General features: G+C 71.1%; 13 protein-coding genes. 5 read left to right on the top strand and 8 right to left on the bottom strand.

Going from position 1 to position 15,707, the window contains the following annotated elements; all coding sequences use genetic code 11:
- Positions 1 to 21: 21 nt before the first annotated feature.
- Positions 22 to 867, bottom strand: a complete 846-nt coding sequence (locus OHA73_RS06535; protein WP_327654473.1) for a helix-turn-helix transcriptional regulator — start codon at positions 865 to 867, stop codon at positions 22 to 24.
- Positions 868 to 1,035: 168 nt separating this feature from the next.
- Here OHA73_RS06535 and OHA73_RS06530 point away from each other — a divergent pair, with 168 nt between their 5' ends.
- Positions 1,036 to 2,091 (top strand): aldo/keto reductase, encoded by a 1,056-nt coding sequence (locus tag OHA73_RS06530; RefSeq protein ID WP_266716456.1) that lies wholly within the window; start codon positions 1,036 to 1,038, stop codon positions 2,089 to 2,091.
- 10 nt (positions 2,092 to 2,101) lie between these two features.
- Here OHA73_RS06530 and OHA73_RS06525 read toward each other — a convergent pair whose 3' ends face one another.
- Together OHA73_RS06525 and OHA73_RS06520 are read right to left on the bottom strand one after the other, a co-directional pair.
- Positions 2,102 to 3,109 carry an ornithine cyclodeaminase family protein gene (locus OHA73_RS06525; protein ID WP_327654472.1) on the bottom strand — a complete coding sequence of 336 codons (1,008 nt, stop codon included), beginning with the start codon at positions 3,107 to 3,109 and terminating at the stop codon, positions 2,102 to 2,104.
- Between the two features lie 54 nt (positions 3,110 to 3,163).
- Positions 3,164 to 3,898 (bottom strand): GbsR/MarR family transcriptional regulator, encoded by a 735-nt coding sequence (locus OHA73_RS06520; protein ID WP_327654471.1) that lies wholly within the window; start codon positions 3,896 to 3,898, stop codon positions 3,164 to 3,166.
- 273 nt (positions 3,899 to 4,171) lie between these two features.
- Between OHA73_RS06520 and OHA73_RS06515 the strand changes: the two genes are divergently transcribed.
- Both OHA73_RS06515 and OHA73_RS06510 read left to right on the top strand, forming a co-directional pair.
- Complete coding sequence (locus OHA73_RS06515; protein WP_327654470.1) at positions 4,172 to 4,843, top strand: DUF4097 family beta strand repeat-containing protein; 672 nt, start codon at positions 4,172 to 4,174, stop codon at positions 4,841 to 4,843.
- Positions 4,844 to 4,935: 92 nt separating this feature from the next.
- Entirely contained in the window at positions 4,936 to 5,739 is an 804-nt protein-coding gene (locus tag OHA73_RS06510; RefSeq protein ID WP_327654469.1) for an alpha/beta fold hydrolase, read from the top strand.
- Here the strand turns inward: OHA73_RS06510 and OHA73_RS06505 are convergent, their stop codons facing one another.
- The 3 genes from OHA73_RS06505 to OHA73_RS06495 form a co-directional block, all read right to left on the bottom strand.
- Positions 5,740 to 6,261: a hypothetical protein gene (locus OHA73_RS06505; protein WP_327654468.1), complete on the bottom strand. Its 522-nt coding sequence runs from the start codon at positions 6,259 to 6,261 to the stop codon at positions 5,740 to 5,742.
- 87 nt (positions 6,262 to 6,348) lie between these two features.
- Positions 6,349 to 7,605 (bottom strand): SLC13 family permease, encoded by a 1,257-nt coding sequence (locus OHA73_RS06500; RefSeq protein ID WP_443063038.1) that lies wholly within the window; start codon positions 7,603 to 7,605, stop codon positions 6,349 to 6,351.
- An 86-nt stretch (positions 7,606 to 7,691) separates the two neighbouring features.
- Positions 7,692 to 8,813: a PrpF domain-containing protein gene (locus OHA73_RS06495; protein WP_327654467.1), complete on the bottom strand. Its 1,122-nt coding sequence runs from the start codon at positions 8,811 to 8,813 to the stop codon at positions 7,692 to 7,694.
- A 354-nt stretch (positions 8,814 to 9,167) separates the two neighbouring features.
- Between OHA73_RS06495 and OHA73_RS06490 the strand changes: the two genes are divergently transcribed.
- Together OHA73_RS06490 and OHA73_RS06485 are read left to right on the top strand one after the other, a co-directional pair.
- Complete coding sequence (locus OHA73_RS06490; RefSeq protein WP_327654466.1) at positions 9,168 to 10,328, top strand: IS701 family transposase; 1,161 nt, start codon at positions 9,168 to 9,170, stop codon at positions 10,326 to 10,328.
- A gap of 198 nt (positions 10,329 to 10,526) precedes the next feature.
- A complete protein-coding gene (locus tag OHA73_RS06485) occupies positions 10,527 to 11,480 on the top strand; it encodes a LysR family transcriptional regulator (protein WP_327654465.1) in 954 nt (317 codons plus the stop codon).
- A gap of 42 nt (positions 11,481 to 11,522) precedes the next feature.
- On the opposite strand, the gene OHA73_RS06480 is transcribed toward OHA73_RS06485, so the two are convergent.
- Together OHA73_RS06480 and OHA73_RS06475 are read right to left on the bottom strand one after the other, a co-directional pair.
- Positions 11,523 to 13,760 carry a glycoside hydrolase family 3 N-terminal domain-containing protein gene (locus OHA73_RS06480; protein ID WP_327654464.1) on the bottom strand — a complete coding sequence of 746 codons (2,238 nt, stop codon included), beginning with the start codon at positions 13,758 to 13,760 and terminating at the stop codon, positions 11,523 to 11,525.
- 3 nt (positions 13,761 to 13,763) lie between these two features.
- Positions 13,764 to 15,692, bottom strand: a complete 1,929-nt coding sequence (locus tag OHA73_RS06475; RefSeq protein WP_327654463.1) for a cellulase family glycosylhydrolase — start codon at positions 15,690 to 15,692, stop codon at positions 13,764 to 13,766.
- Positions 15,693 to 15,707 lie beyond the last annotated feature (15 nt).

Below are 15,707 nucleotides of genomic sequence, written 5' to 3'. Positions count from 1 at the left end.
TCTGCGAATGCCTATGGATGTCTACGGAGCCGTGGTCCGCGCGGACAACCGGTCCAGTGCCGACTGGCTGTCCTCGTCCGCCGCGCGGAAGATCAGCAGGCGCTGATCCGGGTCCTGCACGGGCATGAGCACCTCGAACCGCACCGTGATCACACCCACGTCAGGATGCCGCACCGCCTTGTCCCCCCGACCGTTGACCTGGATGTCCCGCTCGGCCCACAGCCGTGCGAACGTCTCATCCCCGGCGAGGAACTCGGCGATGAGATCGCTCAGCGCCCGGTCCTCCGGATGCGCGGCCCACGCGGAGCGCAGGTGCGCGACCCCCTCCCGCAGAACGCGGTCCCGGTCGACGTAGAACTCGCGGATCCGCGGATGCAACAGGCACAGCCACATCGCGTTGCGGCGCGCAGGCGGCAGGGTGTCGAAGTCGAGGAGCAGGTCCGCCATTTCGCGGTTCCAGGCCAGGATGTCGAACCGGTGGTTCATCAGCATCGCCGGCAGCGGCGACAGGTCGGTGACCAGGCGGGCCAGGGAAGGGGCCGCGGTCGCGGGGGGCTCGGTGGAAGTGCGGGGGCGCTGCTGGGCCAGGTCGAAGAGGTAGGACCGTTCGACGGGGGACAGGTGCAGCGCGCCGGCGAGCGCCTCCACGACGTCCGCGGAGGGCCGCAGCCCGCGGGCCTGTTCGAGACGCACGACGTAGTCGACGCTGACCCCGGCCAGCTCGGCGACCTCCTCGCGGCGCAGCCCCGGAGTCCGGCGGGTCCCGCGCCGCGGCGGCATGCCGAGTGCGCGCGGATCCAGCCGCTCGCGTCGGGCACGCAGGAAGGCGGCCAGCTCCTGCGCGGTGTCCACGGTGTGCGTCGTCATGGTCGTTGCAACAACGAGGGTGGGACCGGCGTTCCCAGGATCGGCCCTCCCTTATGCGCGGCCCGCGACGGGCAGAGCCTGGTTCCCGTCAGCAGAACACGAACGCAGCGCAATACGAGCACGGCAGAACGCGTGCACCGCAGCACACGAGCACAGGAGAACCACACGATGTCCCTCACCCTCGACACCTACCGGCTGCTCGGCCGCTCCGGCCTCCGGGTCTCCCCGCTGGCCCTCGGCACCGCCACCTTCGGCACCGAATCGGGCTGGGGCGCGGAGCGGGACGAGGCGCGCAAGCTGTTCGACCTGTACGTCGAGCGCGGCGGGAACTTTCTCGACACCGCCGACACCTACAACAACGGCAGCTCCGAGCGCCTGCTGGGCGCCTTCGCCCGCGACCGGCGCGACAGCCTCGTACTGGCGACGAAGTACACGACGCTGCGCACGCCCGGCGACCCGAACTCGGGCGGCGGCCACCGCAAGAACCTGTTCGCCGCGGTGGAGGAGAGCCTGCGCCGCCTCGACACCGACCGTATCGACGTGCTCTACCTCCACGTATGGGACGACACGACGCCGGTCGAGGAGACCCTGCGCGCCCTGGACGACCTGGTCCGGCAGGGCAAGATCCTCTACGTGGCGATCTGCAACGCCCCGGCATGGCAGGTGGCGCGCATGCAGACCATCGCCGAGCTGCGCGGCTGGTCGCCGTTGGTCGCGCTGCAGATCGAGTACAACCTGATCGAGCGCGGCGGGGAGCGCGACCTGATCCCCATGGCACGCGAGCTGGGCCTCGGAGTGATCCCCTACTCGCCCCTCGGCGGCGGCGTGCTCACCGGCAAGTACGGCCGCGACGACCTCCGCCCGGCGGAGGCCGACGGCACCCGCAGGAACTTCAACCTCGCGCTGGGCACCCTCACCGAACGCAATCTCGCCATCGCCGACGCGGTGAAGGAGGTCGCCGGGGACCTGGGCCGCACACCCGCCCAGATCGCCCTCGCCTGGACGCTGCGGAACCCGGGGGTGACGGCACCGATCATCGGCGCCCGTACCCCCGAGCAGCTGAAGGACAATCTGGGGGCCCTGGAGGTCGACCTCACCGACGCCCACCTGTCGCGCCTCGACGAGGCGAGCGCCATCGAACTCGGTTTCCCGCACGACATGCTCGCGAGCGGGCACATCCGGGCGGTGACGAGGGGAGACCTCAAGTTCGACCGGCAGGACTGACGCGATCGTCCTAAGTGGCAGGGCCGACGCGGTCGTCCGAAGCGGAAGGGCTGACACGGTGGTCCGAAGCGGCAGGACCGACACGGCCGTCCGAAGCCCGCACCGCCGCGTCCGCGACCACCGCGTCCTGCCAGGCCATGCCCGAGCCCTTGAACAGCACGGGCCGGTCGGTGGCGTACTGCGACTCGTCGCGTACGACCCGTGCCATGGGGAGCAGCCGCTCGGCCGGCAACACGCCCTCCGCCACGGGGATCACGATGTCGCCGCACTCCCGCAGCGCCGTGTCCGGGTCCTCCACGATCACCTGGGCGCGGGCCGTCAGGGCCGAGTCCACCTCGCGGGCGTCGGCGTCGTGCGAACCGACGGCCAGCACGACGGCGTCGTCGCCGAGGAGGGACGAGTCGAAGAGCGGGGTGGGGGAGGGCGTCGCGCACACCACCAGGTCGGCGCGCCGCACCCACGCCTCGGCGTCCGCCGTCGCCACCACGCTGTCGTCCCCGACCAGCGCCGCATCCGCCCGCGACGGATCCCGTACGACGTACGTCACCTCGGCCAGATCGGCGCCGACATCACGCAACGTCCGTACATGACCGGCCCCTTGAGGCCCCGCGCCGAACACCACGACCCGCCACCGCCGCCCCGGCCGGGTCAGCAGCGGCAGCACCGCCGCCACCGATACGGCAGGCGTACGCAGCGTGGTCAGCGCCGCGCCGTCGACGACCGCGGCGGGTGCGTACGACGGCGGGCGGAAGACGAGGTGGACGCCCTGGATGCGGGGCAGGCCGCGGTCGGCGTTGGCGGGGACGGCCGAGATCGCCTTCACCCCGACACCGAACTCGGACGCGGCGGGCATCGCGAGCAACTGGCCCTGGTCCTCCGGGAGTTCGAGGATCGAGCGGGGCGGCCCCGCGGCCGCCGGGTCGAGCCCGCCGATGAGTGCCTCGCGGATCGCGGTGACCGCCGCGCGGGGCGGCAGCAGTTTCGTCAGCTCGTCGGCGCCGATGTACTCGATCTGCATCAACCGATCCTGTTCGCGTGGGTGAGAACGGTTGATCACCGTATCGCCGAACGGTCAGTCGGCCGAGCCCGCCGCGTCCCCACCCGCCTCCGGCTTCGTGTGCAGGATGTCGCGCACCTGGTCGGCGGCGCGCAGCATGCTCTCGCTGATGAAATCGCTGAAGCGGGCGATGTTCTCGAGCCGTGCGGCGGCCGGGGATTCGCGGCCGAGGACCCCGACGCCCTGCCGTGCGACCTCGGCGATCTGTGCGGTGCCGCGGGCGCTGGCGATCGTCGACTGGTACCAGACGTCGTCGTCGACGAGATAGCGCTCGCGACGCCCGGCGTCCCGCTCGCGCCGGATCAGGCCCTGGTCCTCGAGGAACGCGATCGACTTGGAGACGGACGCGGGGCTGACCTCCAGGCGCTGCACCAGGTCCGAGGCGGTGAGGCTCCCCGCGTCGCTGGTGAACAGGCATGTCAGCACGCGCGCCGTCATCTTGGGCATGCCCTGCTGCATGAGGAGGGTCGTGAACGTCTCCTCGTACTCGCGCACCGCCTCGTCGTCCCGGCCCGGAGTGTGCGCGGGCCCGCGCGGGACGGCCTGCTTGCGTCGGTGGGCGCGGCGTTCGGTGGCGCGGTGGGCCAGGTCGGAACGGTAGGACGTGGGCCCGCCGTTGCGCATCACCTCGCGGGTGATGGTCGAGGTGGGGCGCTCCAGGCGGCGGGCGATCTCGGCGTAGGCGAGTCCGTCGGCGAGCCCGAGTGAGATCTGCTGCCGTTCCTGCTGGGTGAGTCGGCCTCCCGGCATCGCGAGCACCTCTCCGTCTTCCGCGTGTACCTGACCCCGGCAGCGTAGCGTTCACCGCCATCCCAATGCAACGGAATCTTGCGTTCTGTTGCATTAGATCTCCACTCGTTGCAATGAAAATGCTGTTCTGGCCTGCGGTTAAGCCTTTCCAGTGCAATGTGACTGTTGCTCGATCATGAAACGCAACGTAGCTTTTCACTCATCGGAAACAGCGAAACGAAGAAGCAGCAAAGCAACGAGACGACGCAACAACAACAGCTCAAGGAGCTCACCATGCAGAATTTCGACACCCCCGCCGCCATCTCCGCCGTCCTGCGCCTCTCCGCCGGACGCGTCCAGGTCATCGCCGCCGACCGCACCGACACCACCGTCGAGGTCCGGCCGGCCGACTCCTCGAAGGGCCGTGACGTGAAGGCCGCCGAGCAGACCACCGTCGAGTTCGCCGACGGGGTCCTGCGGGTCGACGCCCCGGCCGCGAAGAACCAGCTCCTCGGCGCATCCGGCGCCATCGAGGTGACGGTCCAACTGCCCGCCGGATCCGGCGTCGAGGCCGTCTCCGCCGCCGTCGAGTTCCGCGGCGTGGGACGGCTCGGCGAGCTCGTCTGCGAGGGCGCGCACGGCAACGTAAAGATCGACGAGGCCGCCAGCGTGCGGCTGTCCTCCTCCGCCGGTGATGTCACGGTCGGCCGGCTGACCGGCCCCGCCGAGATCAAGGTGCAGAAGGGCGACATCCGTATCGCCGAGGCCACATCGGGCGCGCTCGACCTGAACACCCAGATGGGCAACGTGACGGTCGACGCCGCCCCTGGTGTCTCCGCCACCCTCGACGCGGGCACCGGCTACGGCCGGGTCAACAACTCGCTGATGAACTCCGAGGGAGCGAAGGCCCAGCTCACCATCCACGCGAACACCACCCACGGGGACATCACCGCCCGCAGCCTGTGACCCCGCACCACCGCGCGGGGCCCGCCCACTACCTCGGGTGACCGCGGGCCCCGCGCGCACCACCCGCCCGACCCGCCGAACCAGGAGAAGCCATGACGCACCGCACCGCACCCGCGAACGCCGCACCGTGGACCGGCATGGTCCCGGTCGACGACACCGCCCTCGCCGTCACCGACTCCGGCGGCCCCGGAACCCCGGTCGTCTACCTCAACGGCCAGTTCGCCACGCAGGGTTACTGGCGCCGGGTCCTCGCCGACCTCGGCCCGCGGTGGCGGCACATCACCTACGACGAGCGGGCCCGCGGCAGAAAGTCCGGACGTTCGGCCGACTACTCCTTCGAGGCCGCCGTCCGTGACGTCGACGCGGTCCTCGCCGCCAGGGGTGTCGACCGGGCGGTCCTCGTGGGCTGGTCCTACGGCGCGTACGTCGGCGCGCACTGGGCGAGTCGGAACCCGGAGCGCACCATCGGCGCGGTCCTGGTCGACGGCGCGCAGCCCTACGACTGGCTGGACGAGGCCATGGAGGCCCGGATCCGGACGATGTTCCGGCGTATCGGATGGTTCGCGCCGCTCATCCGCCCGACGGGCCTGGTCCCGCGGATGTCGTCGGCGCAGATGGCCGAGAGCAACATCGAACTCGGCAGGCTCGGCAGCAAGGGCGAGTTGGGTCCCGTGCTCGACGCCATCACCGTCCCGACCCGTTACGTGGTGGCCTCCGGCTCGTCCCTCGGCAGCCGCGGCGACGAGCAGGAACGCATCCGCGCCGGACTGTCCGAAGTCACCGCCCGCAACGCCCACATCGAGATCCACGCCAAGGTCGCCAGCAACCACGGGGCGATCCTGAAGAAGGACCACCGCGCCGTCGCCGAGGCCGTCCGTGCGGTCGCGGCCCGCTGATCAGGGGGAGAGCCCGTGCGTGCCCCGGTAGGGAACCGGCCTGCCGGAGTGCGCGTCGAGCAGGACACGGTCGCCCAGGGGCTTGCGCAGCCGCACCTCGACCGGTTCCAGCTTTCCCTGCTTCGTGCAGAGGTGTTCGCCGTCCCGGCCGGTGACCGACGCGGACAGCACGACGCTGCCGCGGGTCTCCAGCGCGTCCACCGTGGGGCCGTCGTCGCAGACGCCGTGCAGGGCGACGACCGTCACCGACCGCCCGTCAGCGGAGACTTGGAGCAGACGGTTGAGTGGGTAGCCCGGGATGTCGTGGGCCGGCTTCACCGGGGACCGGAGGGCCTTCGACGGGAAGTCCCGTCGCTCGTACGCCCATTGGTCGGCCACCTGTCGGGCCCGCTCGGCGAGCGCGTCCCTGTCGTCGTCCCCGGCCACCTTCCCGCTCCCACAACCGGCCGCGGCGACAAGCCCGATGACGGTCAGGGCGACCCCCACCGACCTTCTGCCGGAGCGAACTGCCCCGATACGCATGTGGCCTCCTGGACGACGATGGCACCCGGACCTACGGCCGACTGCCACGCCCCTGTGACGTGGCAGAGCCGCAATGGGTTCACCGAACTACGACCAGGGCAGGACCAGCGCGCCCCAGGCGACCACAGGGCCGAGGGCCACGATGCCGCCGGTATAGCTGATGACCTGGCGGTAGAAGCGCTGGGAGTCGACCCCACGGGCGTTGCTCAGGACCAGCGCGCCGTTCGTGGAGAAGGGGGAGGTGTCCACGATCGTCGTCGAGACGGCGAGCGCGGCGATCAGGCCTGCGGCGTTGAGGTGGCTGGACAGCAGCAGCGGTACGGCGACGGGGATGATCGCGGTGATGATCGCCGTGGAGGAGGCGAAGGCCGAGGTGATGGCCACGGTGAAGCACAGCAGCAGGGCGACGAAGAGCGGGGCGCCCAGGCCTGCCGCGTGTTCGGAGATGTTCTCGATGATGCCGGCCTTCTCCAGCATGGCGATGTACGTCATCATCCCCGCGACCAGCAGCAGCGTCGACCAGCTGATCCCGTCCACGGCCTTCTCCTGCCGCTTCATGTCCACCAGCGCGAGCAGTGCGCCCGCCGCGAGCGCCAGCAGGCCGATCTCCAGGTGGAAGCCGAGCGCGCCGACGACCAGGACGACCAGGGCGCCGAGGGTGAGCCACTGACGCCAGTCCGGCATGCCGGAGACGGCCAGGTCAGGGTCCTCGGGCGTCGGGTCGGTGTCCTCGGCCAGCGGGGCGGGGCGCTTCGAGAGGAGCGCGTAGGTCACCGCCGAAAGGACCAGATTGATCACGAAACTGGCGGTGAACAGGGTCACGGGGGACACGTGCAGCGAGGTCTTGTCGACGACGCCCAGCACCAGCGCCCCGGAGACGGCGAGCGGTGAGAACGCCCCCGCGTGACCGCCGCTGATCACCATCATGCCGACGACCAGCGGGTTCAGCTTGTAGCGGTGGGCGAAGTTCATGCCGATCGGCACGAGGAGCGCGACCGCGGCCGGGGTGAACGTGCCGAAGGCCGTCAGCAGCGCCGCGACCAGGAACAGCACCCACGGAATGAGCGCCACCTTGCCCCGCACCATCCGGACGCCAGCGGTGACGAGCCAGTCGATGGTGCCGTTGCGGCGGGCGACGGAGAACAGATAGGTGACCCCGACGATCGTCACGAAGAGATCCACCGGGAACCCCTCGAAGATCTCCTCCTGCGTGAGGCCGAGAGAGGCGGTGCCGACCACGAAGGTCGCGACGAAGGCGAGGATGCCCAGGTTGATCGGCAGCACGGTGCCGACCACGAACATCACCAACAGGGCGCCTATGGATATCACTTCAGCAGACATCATTGTCCTTGGTGCGGTGGGGACAGGGTCGTACGGTCGGGGACCGGCGGTGCGGGGGTGTGGTGTGTTCGTGTGTTCGTGCGTCCCGGTCAGGCGGCCTGCGGCTCGCCGGTTCCGGGTACGTAGATCCGGGCGTCGGCGAGCAGTCGCGCCGCGCGCCGTACGGTGACGCGGCCCGGCAGGCCGTCCCGTACGTCGGAGCAGCGGACCGCCACCACGCCCGCGGGGGTGCCGAGCCGCAGCCAGCCGTCGTCCCGGGCGGCCGCGACCGCGTGGACCACGGAGTCCTGCACGAGGCCCGCGGCGGCGAGGGCGACGGCGGAGGTCAGGCCGATCGCCGGGTGCGGCGCGTTCATGCTGAGCATGCGCACCGACACGTCGTAGTCCTCGGCCGCGACCTGTTCGCCGAGCGTCGTGGTGTACGGCACCGGGGCCCCGACGAGACCCACCTTCGGCACCGCGTCACCGGGTGCACGGCCCGGCTCGACCAGACCCATCAACGGCGCCGCGGCATGCCGGACCGCGCGCAGCCACGGCACATCGGCCCGCACCTGGTCCAGGGACTCGGAGCCGCTCCGCCCCGCCCCGTCGGCGTCGACGAGGACCACCGGGGCTCCGGCGTCCACCATGCTCACGAGGACCGGGTCGGCGTCGTGGAGCGGCAGCTTCTGCGTGGCCTGACCGGTCGGGAGCAGGGCGCCCGTGGTGCCGCCCGCCGGGTCGCGGAACGTGAGGTCGACGGCGACACCACCGGCCCGCGTGCCCGGAACGGTCTGCCGTCCGAAGTGCTGCACCACGCCACCCATGGTGTCCACGACCCCCTCGAGGACGGCGCCGGTGTTGCTGTTGCGCATGACCACGCGGGTCCGGTCACCCGCGATCGGCACCATGCCCTTCGCCACTGCGTACAGGGCGACGCCCGTGGCGCAGTTGCCGCAGTTGCTCGTCCACTCCACGGTGGCGTCGCCGATGCCGACCTGGGCGAAGAGGTAGTCGATGTCGACGCCCGGCTCGGGCGAGGCGCTGACGATCGCCGCCTTGGAGGTGGTGGGGGTGGCGCCGCCGACCCCGTCCAGTTCCACGGGGTCCGCCGCGCCGTACGCGGCGACCAGCATCCGCGCCAACTCGTCGCGGTCCGCGGGGACATGGACCTGGTGGAACAACCAGCACTTGCTGGTGCCGCCACGCACAAGGGTCGCAGGGATGTGCACGTCTGAGGCTCTTTCTTGATCAGTGGTGAACGCCGGCGGAACGGGCCGTTCCGGCGATTGCCAAGACCATCGCAGAGGTGTGACTTGGGGACAATGGCAGTTCACTTCACTCGGGTTTAGCTGCGCTAAAGTCAGCTAGGGCCTGTCGTTTGGATCAGGCCGGGCTCGCGGGGTCTGGCACGCACGCTCGCGGCGTTGTCGTCGGTCGCCGACGCTCCGCGTCGACTCCCTCCTCCGCCTTGCGATCGCACGCACCAGACCCCGCTCCCTGATCCGGCCTGATCCAAACGACAGGCCCTAGTACTGCAACGGTGCTTGCCGTGACTGGTGGCCAGGTCGGTCGTTGGTGTGATTATGGGTGGGGACCTAGCTGATGTCAGGCTGTGGGCGGGTGAACTGGAAGCTGTGCATGGGCGGTTCGTGCACCGTTTCAGCAGGTCAGAACCTCGGGAATCGGCACTGGCCTATATGCGGGGCCTGATCGCTCCCTTGCAGCGGAAGAACGGCTGGACGCTGGCAGAGGAAGCCGGCCATGACGGCCCGGACCGCATCCACCGGATGCTGAACCGGATCGAGTGGAACGCCGACGAGGTCCTCGATGACGTGCGTCAGTACGTGGTCGACAACCTCGGTAGCCGGGACGCGGTCCTGGTCGTGGACGACACGGGTTTCTTGAAGAAGGGGACGCGGTCGGCAGGGGTGCAGCGGCAGTACTCCGGCACGGCCGGGCGGACGGAGAACTGCCAGGTCGGCGTCTTCCTCGCCTATGCAACCGACCGCGGGCGGACGCTGATCGACCGGCGTCTGTATCTGCCCGCCTCCTGGACCGACGACCGGGATAGGTGCCGTCGGGCCGGCATCACTGATGAGGTCGTCTTCGAGACCAAGGTGGCCATGGCCAAGGCGATGGTCCGCCGCGCCATCGCGGACCAGATCCCGTTCCGGTGGGTGACCGGGGATGCCGCCTACGGGTTCAGCAAGGGCTGGAGGTCGGAGCTGGAACGGGCGGACATCTTCCACGTCATGGCCACCACCCGGCACGACACCGTCGTCACCCGCTGGGCACTGGACCATCCCGTCCACGAGCTGTTCAACGGCCTTGCCCCGCAGAAGTGGAAGCGCCGTTCCTGTGGCAGCGGGGCTCACGGTCCGCGGATCTACGACTGGGCACGCGTCGAGGTCCGGCCCTGGCATCGGCCCGACCGCCGCCACTGGGTCATCGCCCGCCGCAGCGTTGCCCGCCCGCAGGAGATCTCCTACTACATCGCCTACTGCCCCGCCGAGACCACGCTTGATGAGCTGATCCGCATCGCGGGCAGCCGGTGGGCCATCGAGGAGTGCTTCCAAAGCGCCAAGCAGGAATGCGGTCTGGACGACTACCAAGTCCGCCGCTATCCCGGCTGGCACCGCCACATGACCCTCGCCATGGCCGCCCACGCCTGCCTGACCGTCCTGCGAGCCCGGGAGTTGGATGCCGGGAAAGCAGAAACGGATCCTCCCAGCTGGTCCACCTGAGCCTCGCCGAGATACGACGGCTGATCACCCGTCTCGCCAACCGCCGGCCCAGGCCTGTCGAGCACATCCTCCACTGGTCGACCTGGCGCCGCCGTCGGCAACACCAGGCCCGCACCAGTCACTACAAACGACGCGGACACAGCCCCTGACCTGGCCACCAGTCACGGCAAGCACCGTTGCAGTACTAGAGTCGGCCCCATGCTGAACGTGCGTCGCCTGCTGCTCCTCACCGAGGCCGCCGAGCGCGGCTCGCTCACCGCGGCCGCCGAGGAGCTGGGCATGACCACCTCCGCGGCCTCCCAGCAGATGTCGCTCCTGGAGCAGGAGGCGGGCCAGCCGCTTGTGGAGCGGCTGCCCCGCGGCATCCGGCCCACCCCCGCGGGCGCCGCGCTGGCCGAGCGTGGCCGCGCGGTACGCCGTGAGCTGCGCGCCGCCGAGGCCGACCTGCACTCGTTCGCCGCCCTCGACCAGGGCACGCTGCAACTGGGTTCGTTCCCCACGGCGAGCGCGTCGCTGCTGCCGCTGGCGCTCACCAAGTTCCGCCGCAGCCACACCGGCATCCGTATCGAGGTGCGGGCGGGCGTGCTCGCCGAACTCCGCGAGATGCTGCACACGGGCGAGGTGGAGCAGGCGCTGCTGTGGGACTACGAGTGGAACAGGGTCGACGACCCGGCCCTCGCGCTCACGCATCTGCTCGACGACCCCACGGTGCTTGTCGTCCCCGCCGACTCCCCGCTGCGCGCCCACGCGCCCGTACACCTCGGCGATCTCGCCGACCAGGAGTGGATCATCCGCGCGGACAACCACCCCGTCGCCGACGTGCTGCGGCGCAGCTGCCGTCAGGCGGGCTTCGAGCCGCGTATCGCGTACGCCTCGCACGACTACCAGGAAGCGCAGGCCATGGTCGCGGCCGGCCTCGGCATCGCCCTGGCGCCCCGGCTCGCCCTCACCAGCCGGCGCAGCGACGTCCGGCTCCTGCCCTTCGCCTCCGACGTCGCGGCGCCGACCCGCCGCATCCTCCTCGCCCGCTCCACGTCCCGGCCCGCGACGCCGCCCGCGCAGGCGATGGCGCGCGTCCTGCGCACGGTGGCGCGGCGGTTCGCGGCGCCGGGCCTCGACCGGGCGCAGCTCGGAGCGGTGCGCCGCGGCTGACGCGCAGGAGCCGGTGAGCTGGCTCCCGCGCGCAAGAGCCGGTCAGACGATCAGCGTCACGGACCGCGTGGAGTCCGAGGAGCGGCCCGTCTCGATCTCGTACGTGCCCGGTTCCACGGCCAGGTCCAGGGACCGTGTCACCGAGGCCAGCACGGTGTCGTCGAGGGGGAAGGCGACCGTGGCCTTCTCGCCCGGCGTCAGGTCCACGCGCCGAAAGCCGCGCAGCTCACGGACGCGCGGCCAGGACGTCCCGCCGCCGATCCGGCGCACGTACAGCTGGACGGTCTCGCGGACCGGCCGGTCCCCGGTGTTGACGACCTCGACCTCGCACACCCCGTCGCGGACGCGCGGCGCGCCGAACTCGGTCGTGGTGTACGACAGTCCGTGTCCGAAGGGGTAGAGCGGGGTGCCGGGTTCGTCCACGTAGCCGCGGAAGCCGTGGTCCTTGGAGTTGTAGAAGACGGGCAGCTGGCCGGAGGAGCGGGGCACCGAGACGGGCAGCCGTCCGCTCGGCTCGCACGCGCCGAGGAGCACGTCCGCGACGGCCCGGCCGCCCCACGGCCCCGGATACCAGGCGCTCACCAAAGCCCCTGCCCCGTCCGCGAGTTCGGGCACCGCGTGCGGGCGGCCCTGGATCAGCACCGCCACGCACGGTGTGCCGGTCGCCGCCACCGCCTCGGCGAGCGCCCGCTGCCCGGAGCCGAGCCGGACGTCGGCGAGGTCGACGCCCTCGCCGCAGGTCATCTCCGTCGGGTTGCCGGTGGTGACGACCGCGGCACCGTTGTTGTCGAAACGTGTGTCGCCCTCGCGGGCGCTGGAACCGCCGAGCACGAGCACCGCGACATCGGCTGCGGCGGCCAGCTCGACGGCCTCCGCGATCCCCGAACGGTCGTCGCCCACCAGGTCACAGCCGCGCGCGTACGTCACGTCCGCTCCGGTCTCCCGCAGTCCGGCGAGCACCGAGACGCCACTGTCCGGCCGCTGTGGCGACGTGTAGTCGCCGATCTGCTGCGGGATCGAGTCGGCGTTCGGGCCGATGACGGCGATGCGCTTCTTGTCGGGCCCGAGGGGAAGCAGCGCCCCGTCGTTGTGCAGGAGCGTGATCGACGCGCGGGCGATCCGCTCGCTCAACTCCGTTGTGTCAACGGCCCGTTCGGGTGCCTCGGTGACGTAGGGGCGCTCGAAGAGGCCGAGCCGGAACTTCAGTGTCAGGATGCGGGCCACTGCCGCGTCGAGGGTCTCCATCGGGACGAGACCGCGCTCCACCGCCGTCCCCAGCTCCGGGAACACTCCGTCCCACAGGCTCAGATCCGTGCCCGCCGACAGTGCGAGCGCCGCCGCCGACGGCCGGTCGCCGGCCAGCCGCACGAGACGGTCGAGTGCGCAGCCGTCGGCCATCACCAGGCCCTCGAAGCCCCAGCGTTCACGGAGCAGCCCGGTGAGGAGGTCGCCCGAGGCCGCACACGGCAGGCCGTCGAACTCGTTGTACGCGGCCATCACGCCCGCCGCCCCCGCCCGCACTCCCGCGAGGGCCGCCGGGAGATGGATCTCGTGCAGCTCGCGGGCGCCGATCTCGGTCGCGGCACTGTTCCGCCCGCCCACCGAACTCCCTTGCCCGGCAAAGTGCTTGAGCACGACGGCCGCCCGGTCCGCGGCGATGGTGTCACCCGTGCCCTGCATCCCCTCCACCAGTGCCTCGGTGAGCCGCGCCGCCAGGTACGGGTCCTCGCCGAAGCACTCCTCGGCGCGGCCCCAACGCGGGTCCCGCACCAGGTCGAGCGCCGACACGAGCGCGATGTGCCCGCCACGGGCCCGCAGTTCGGCCGCCGCGGCCGCCGCCGTCTCCCGGTACAGGTCCGGGTCCCAAGTGGCGCCGACCGCCAGGTTCACCGGAAGCACGGTGCCGTCGAGGGCCTGATGACCGTGCGGCACCTCCTCCACCATCAGTACGGGGATGCCGAGCCGCGTGTTCTCGACGACATGCCGCTGCACGGCGTCCGCGACCCGCGCCCCGTCCGCCGCCGTGATGCCGTCGGCGAAGGTGACACCGGACCACGGGTCGGCCCGTTGCAGGCCGTACAGCGCACCCATCCCGTCGAACCGTGCCACCTCCTCGCGGAAGGCGTCCGTGAGCCGGTGGCCCTGCGCCGTGTGCTCGTACGCGTCCCAGCCGTACATCCGCTGGTTGACCTGGCCGACCTTCTCCGTGAGCGTCATCCGGTCGAGCAGGTCACGCACCCGGTCGGCGACCGGCGCGTCCGCGTCCCTGTACAGCTCCATGGGTCAGGCCTCCGTGTCCAGTTCGAGGACCCGCACCCCGTACGGTGCGAGCGTCACCTCGTCGAGCGGCTTGCCGAGTCGGTCGGACGGGCGCACCGTCAGCTCCTCCTCCGCCTGGCTGACCAGCCACAGGAACCGCCGCCCGTCCTCGTGGACGAGGGTGTCCGCGCTGGCCAGCGGCGTGTCCACGGTCACCGGACGCGCTGCCCCCGCGACCTCGGCGAGCGCCGCGTACAGCCGGTGCGTCTGCTCCGGGTTCACCCGCGCCGTACGCGCCGCCATGTGCTCCAGCGGGTACGTGGCGAGGACCGCCCGGCCCGCGCCGATCTCGTGCACGAGCAGCGCCGGACGGCCGTGCGCGTCCGTCGCGACGACCCGCGCGCCGTCCGGCACGACCGGCAGCCACGCGCGGCTGTCCTCGTTCCCCGCGACGGGGAAGCGCAGCGTCTCACCGGCCCGCACGGATCCGAAGTCCTCGGTGAACGTCATGGCCAGCTCGTCGTCCTCGATCGGCTCGGCCACCCCGTACGACAGCTGCATCTCGACCCCGAACAGCCCGTCCAGGTCGTGGAACCACGGCCCGCGCGTCCCCGGGTGCTCGCCCGAGCAGAACGACAGATACACCGTCGCCCCTTCGCGCGCCCGCTGCTCCAGACCGCGCCGCGTCCGCGTCGTCAACTGCCGCGTCGACGGCAGCAGATACAGCTGTACGTCACCGTCCTCCGGCAGCCCGTCGACCTCACGGACGAAGCCCACCGGGAGGTCCGCGCCGCGCGCGGCGACGTAGCCCTGCTGGAGCGAGCTGAAGATCAGCGGCCGGTCGGCGGGCCGGCTGTACGGGTAGCCCTTCTCCAGGAACGCCGGGACGACAAGCGCCGCGCCCGCGTCCGTGCGCCGGCAGCGCGGGAAGTCCACGTCCTTCAACACCTCGGCGAACGCCGCGAGTTCACGCAGCGGCTCCTTCGGGCGGCCCGCGCTGTCCGTGATCCCGAAGTGCATCTCGAACGGGTGGTGGTCGTACGGCGACTGCTCCCACAGGTCGTCGTAGTCCGTGTTGTTCCAGGCCATCCAGCCAGTGGCGCCGCCGAGCAGCGAGTTGTGCAGCGTCTGCCGGTAGTAGACGCCCGCGTTGCGCACGGACACGGTGTCCGTGGAAAGCCCGAACTCCTCCAGGATCACCGGCTTCCCGGTGACCGCGGCCAGCTCGCACTCGAACGCGGCACGGTAGTGCTGGCGCGTCCTGTCCGTGTCCGAGCGGTAGACGTGCGGACCGACGAAGTCCACGTACGTGTCGGTGTCGCGCAGCGAGAACCCGTTGTCCTTGCCGGTGACCTCGATGCCCCACGCGCCGTCGCCGAGCGACACCGGCTGCGTGGCCCCGGCCGCCACCACGGCCTGACACATGAACTGCGCCCAGGCCGTCACCACGTCGGAGGACGGCGGGTCGACCTGGTAGATCCGGCCGTACCCCGGCATCTCGTTGGTGATCAGCCAGCCGGTCACCGCCGGGTGGTCCTTGAAACGCCGCGTCATCTCGGACGCGAACCACGCCTGCCGGCCGACCATCCACACGTCCTCGTACAGGTCGCGGTTGCCGCGCCAGGCGGGGTCCCAGTTCTCGCCGGACATGTGGCCGACGATGAAGGTGGGGACGGACCCCATGCCCAGTTCCTCGTGCGCGTCGAGGAAGTCCCGGAAACGGTCGCAGAGTTGCTCGTCGATGCGGTGCGGCTCCGGGTGGAAGTCGGGCCAGTAGAAGAAGGACCGGGTCATGTTCAGACCGTGCTCGTGCAGGGCCCGGAGCTCCTCGCGCACGACGGCGGGGTCGTAGTTCCGCCACATGAGCGGACCGCCGGTGCGGGACCAGTAGTTGGCACCGAGCCAGGGCAGGACGGCGGGGTGGTGGGACAGCTGGGCGCTGTGGCGACGCATGGTGTTCTGCTCCAG

Source organism: Streptomyces sp. NBC_00483 (assembly GCF_036013745.1).
Lineage (GTDB): Bacteria > Actinomycetota > Actinomycetes > Streptomycetales > Streptomycetaceae > Streptomyces.
The sequence above is the reverse complement of the archived record's forward strand: the minus strand, read 5'-3'. Positions and strand labels throughout refer to the sequence as shown.

Excerpts from the sequence above, each read along its gene's own strand:
- OHA73_RS06520 (WP_327654471.1), bottom strand. The coding sequence starts at position 3,898 with ATGCCGGGAGGCCGACTCACCCAGCAGGAACGGCAGCAGATCTCACTC.
- OHA73_RS06500 (WP_443063038.1), bottom strand. The coding sequence starts at position 7,605 with ATGATGTCTGCTGAAGTGATATCCATAGGCGCCCTGTTGGTGATGTTC.
- OHA73_RS06480 (WP_327654464.1), bottom strand. The coding sequence starts at position 13,760 with ATGGAGCTGTACAGGGACGCGGACGCGCCGGTCGCCGACCGGGTGCGT.
- OHA73_RS06525 (WP_327654472.1), bottom strand. The coding sequence starts at position 3,109 with ATGCAGATCGAGTACATCGGCGCCGACGAGCTGACGAAACTGCTGCCG.
- OHA73_RS06535 (WP_327654473.1), bottom strand. The coding sequence starts at position 867 with ATGACGACGCACACCGTGGACACCGCGCAGGAGCTGGCCGCCTTCCTG.
- OHA73_RS06515 (WP_327654470.1), top strand. The coding sequence starts at position 4,172 with ATGCAGAATTTCGACACCCCCGCCGCCATCTCCGCCGTCCTGCGCCTC.
- OHA73_RS06505 (WP_327654468.1), bottom strand. The coding sequence starts at position 6,261 with ATGCGTATCGGGGCAGTTCGCTCCGGCAGAAGGTCGGTGGGGGTCGCC.
- OHA73_RS06530 (WP_266716456.1), top strand. The coding sequence starts at position 1,036 with ATGTCCCTCACCCTCGACACCTACCGGCTGCTCGGCCGCTCCGGCCTC.
- OHA73_RS06490 (WP_327654466.1), top strand. The coding sequence starts at position 9,168 with ATGGGTGGGGACCTAGCTGATGTCAGGCTGTGGGCGGGTGAACTGGAA.
- OHA73_RS06485 (WP_327654465.1), top strand. The coding sequence starts at position 10,527 with ATGCTGAACGTGCGTCGCCTGCTGCTCCTCACCGAGGCCGCCGAGCGC.
- OHA73_RS06510 (WP_327654469.1), top strand. The coding sequence starts at position 4,936 with ATGACGCACCGCACCGCACCCGCGAACGCCGCACCGTGGACCGGCATG.
- OHA73_RS06475 (WP_327654463.1), bottom strand. The coding sequence starts at position 15,692 with ATGCGTCGCCACAGCGCCCAGCTGTCCCACCACCCCGCCGTCCTGCCC.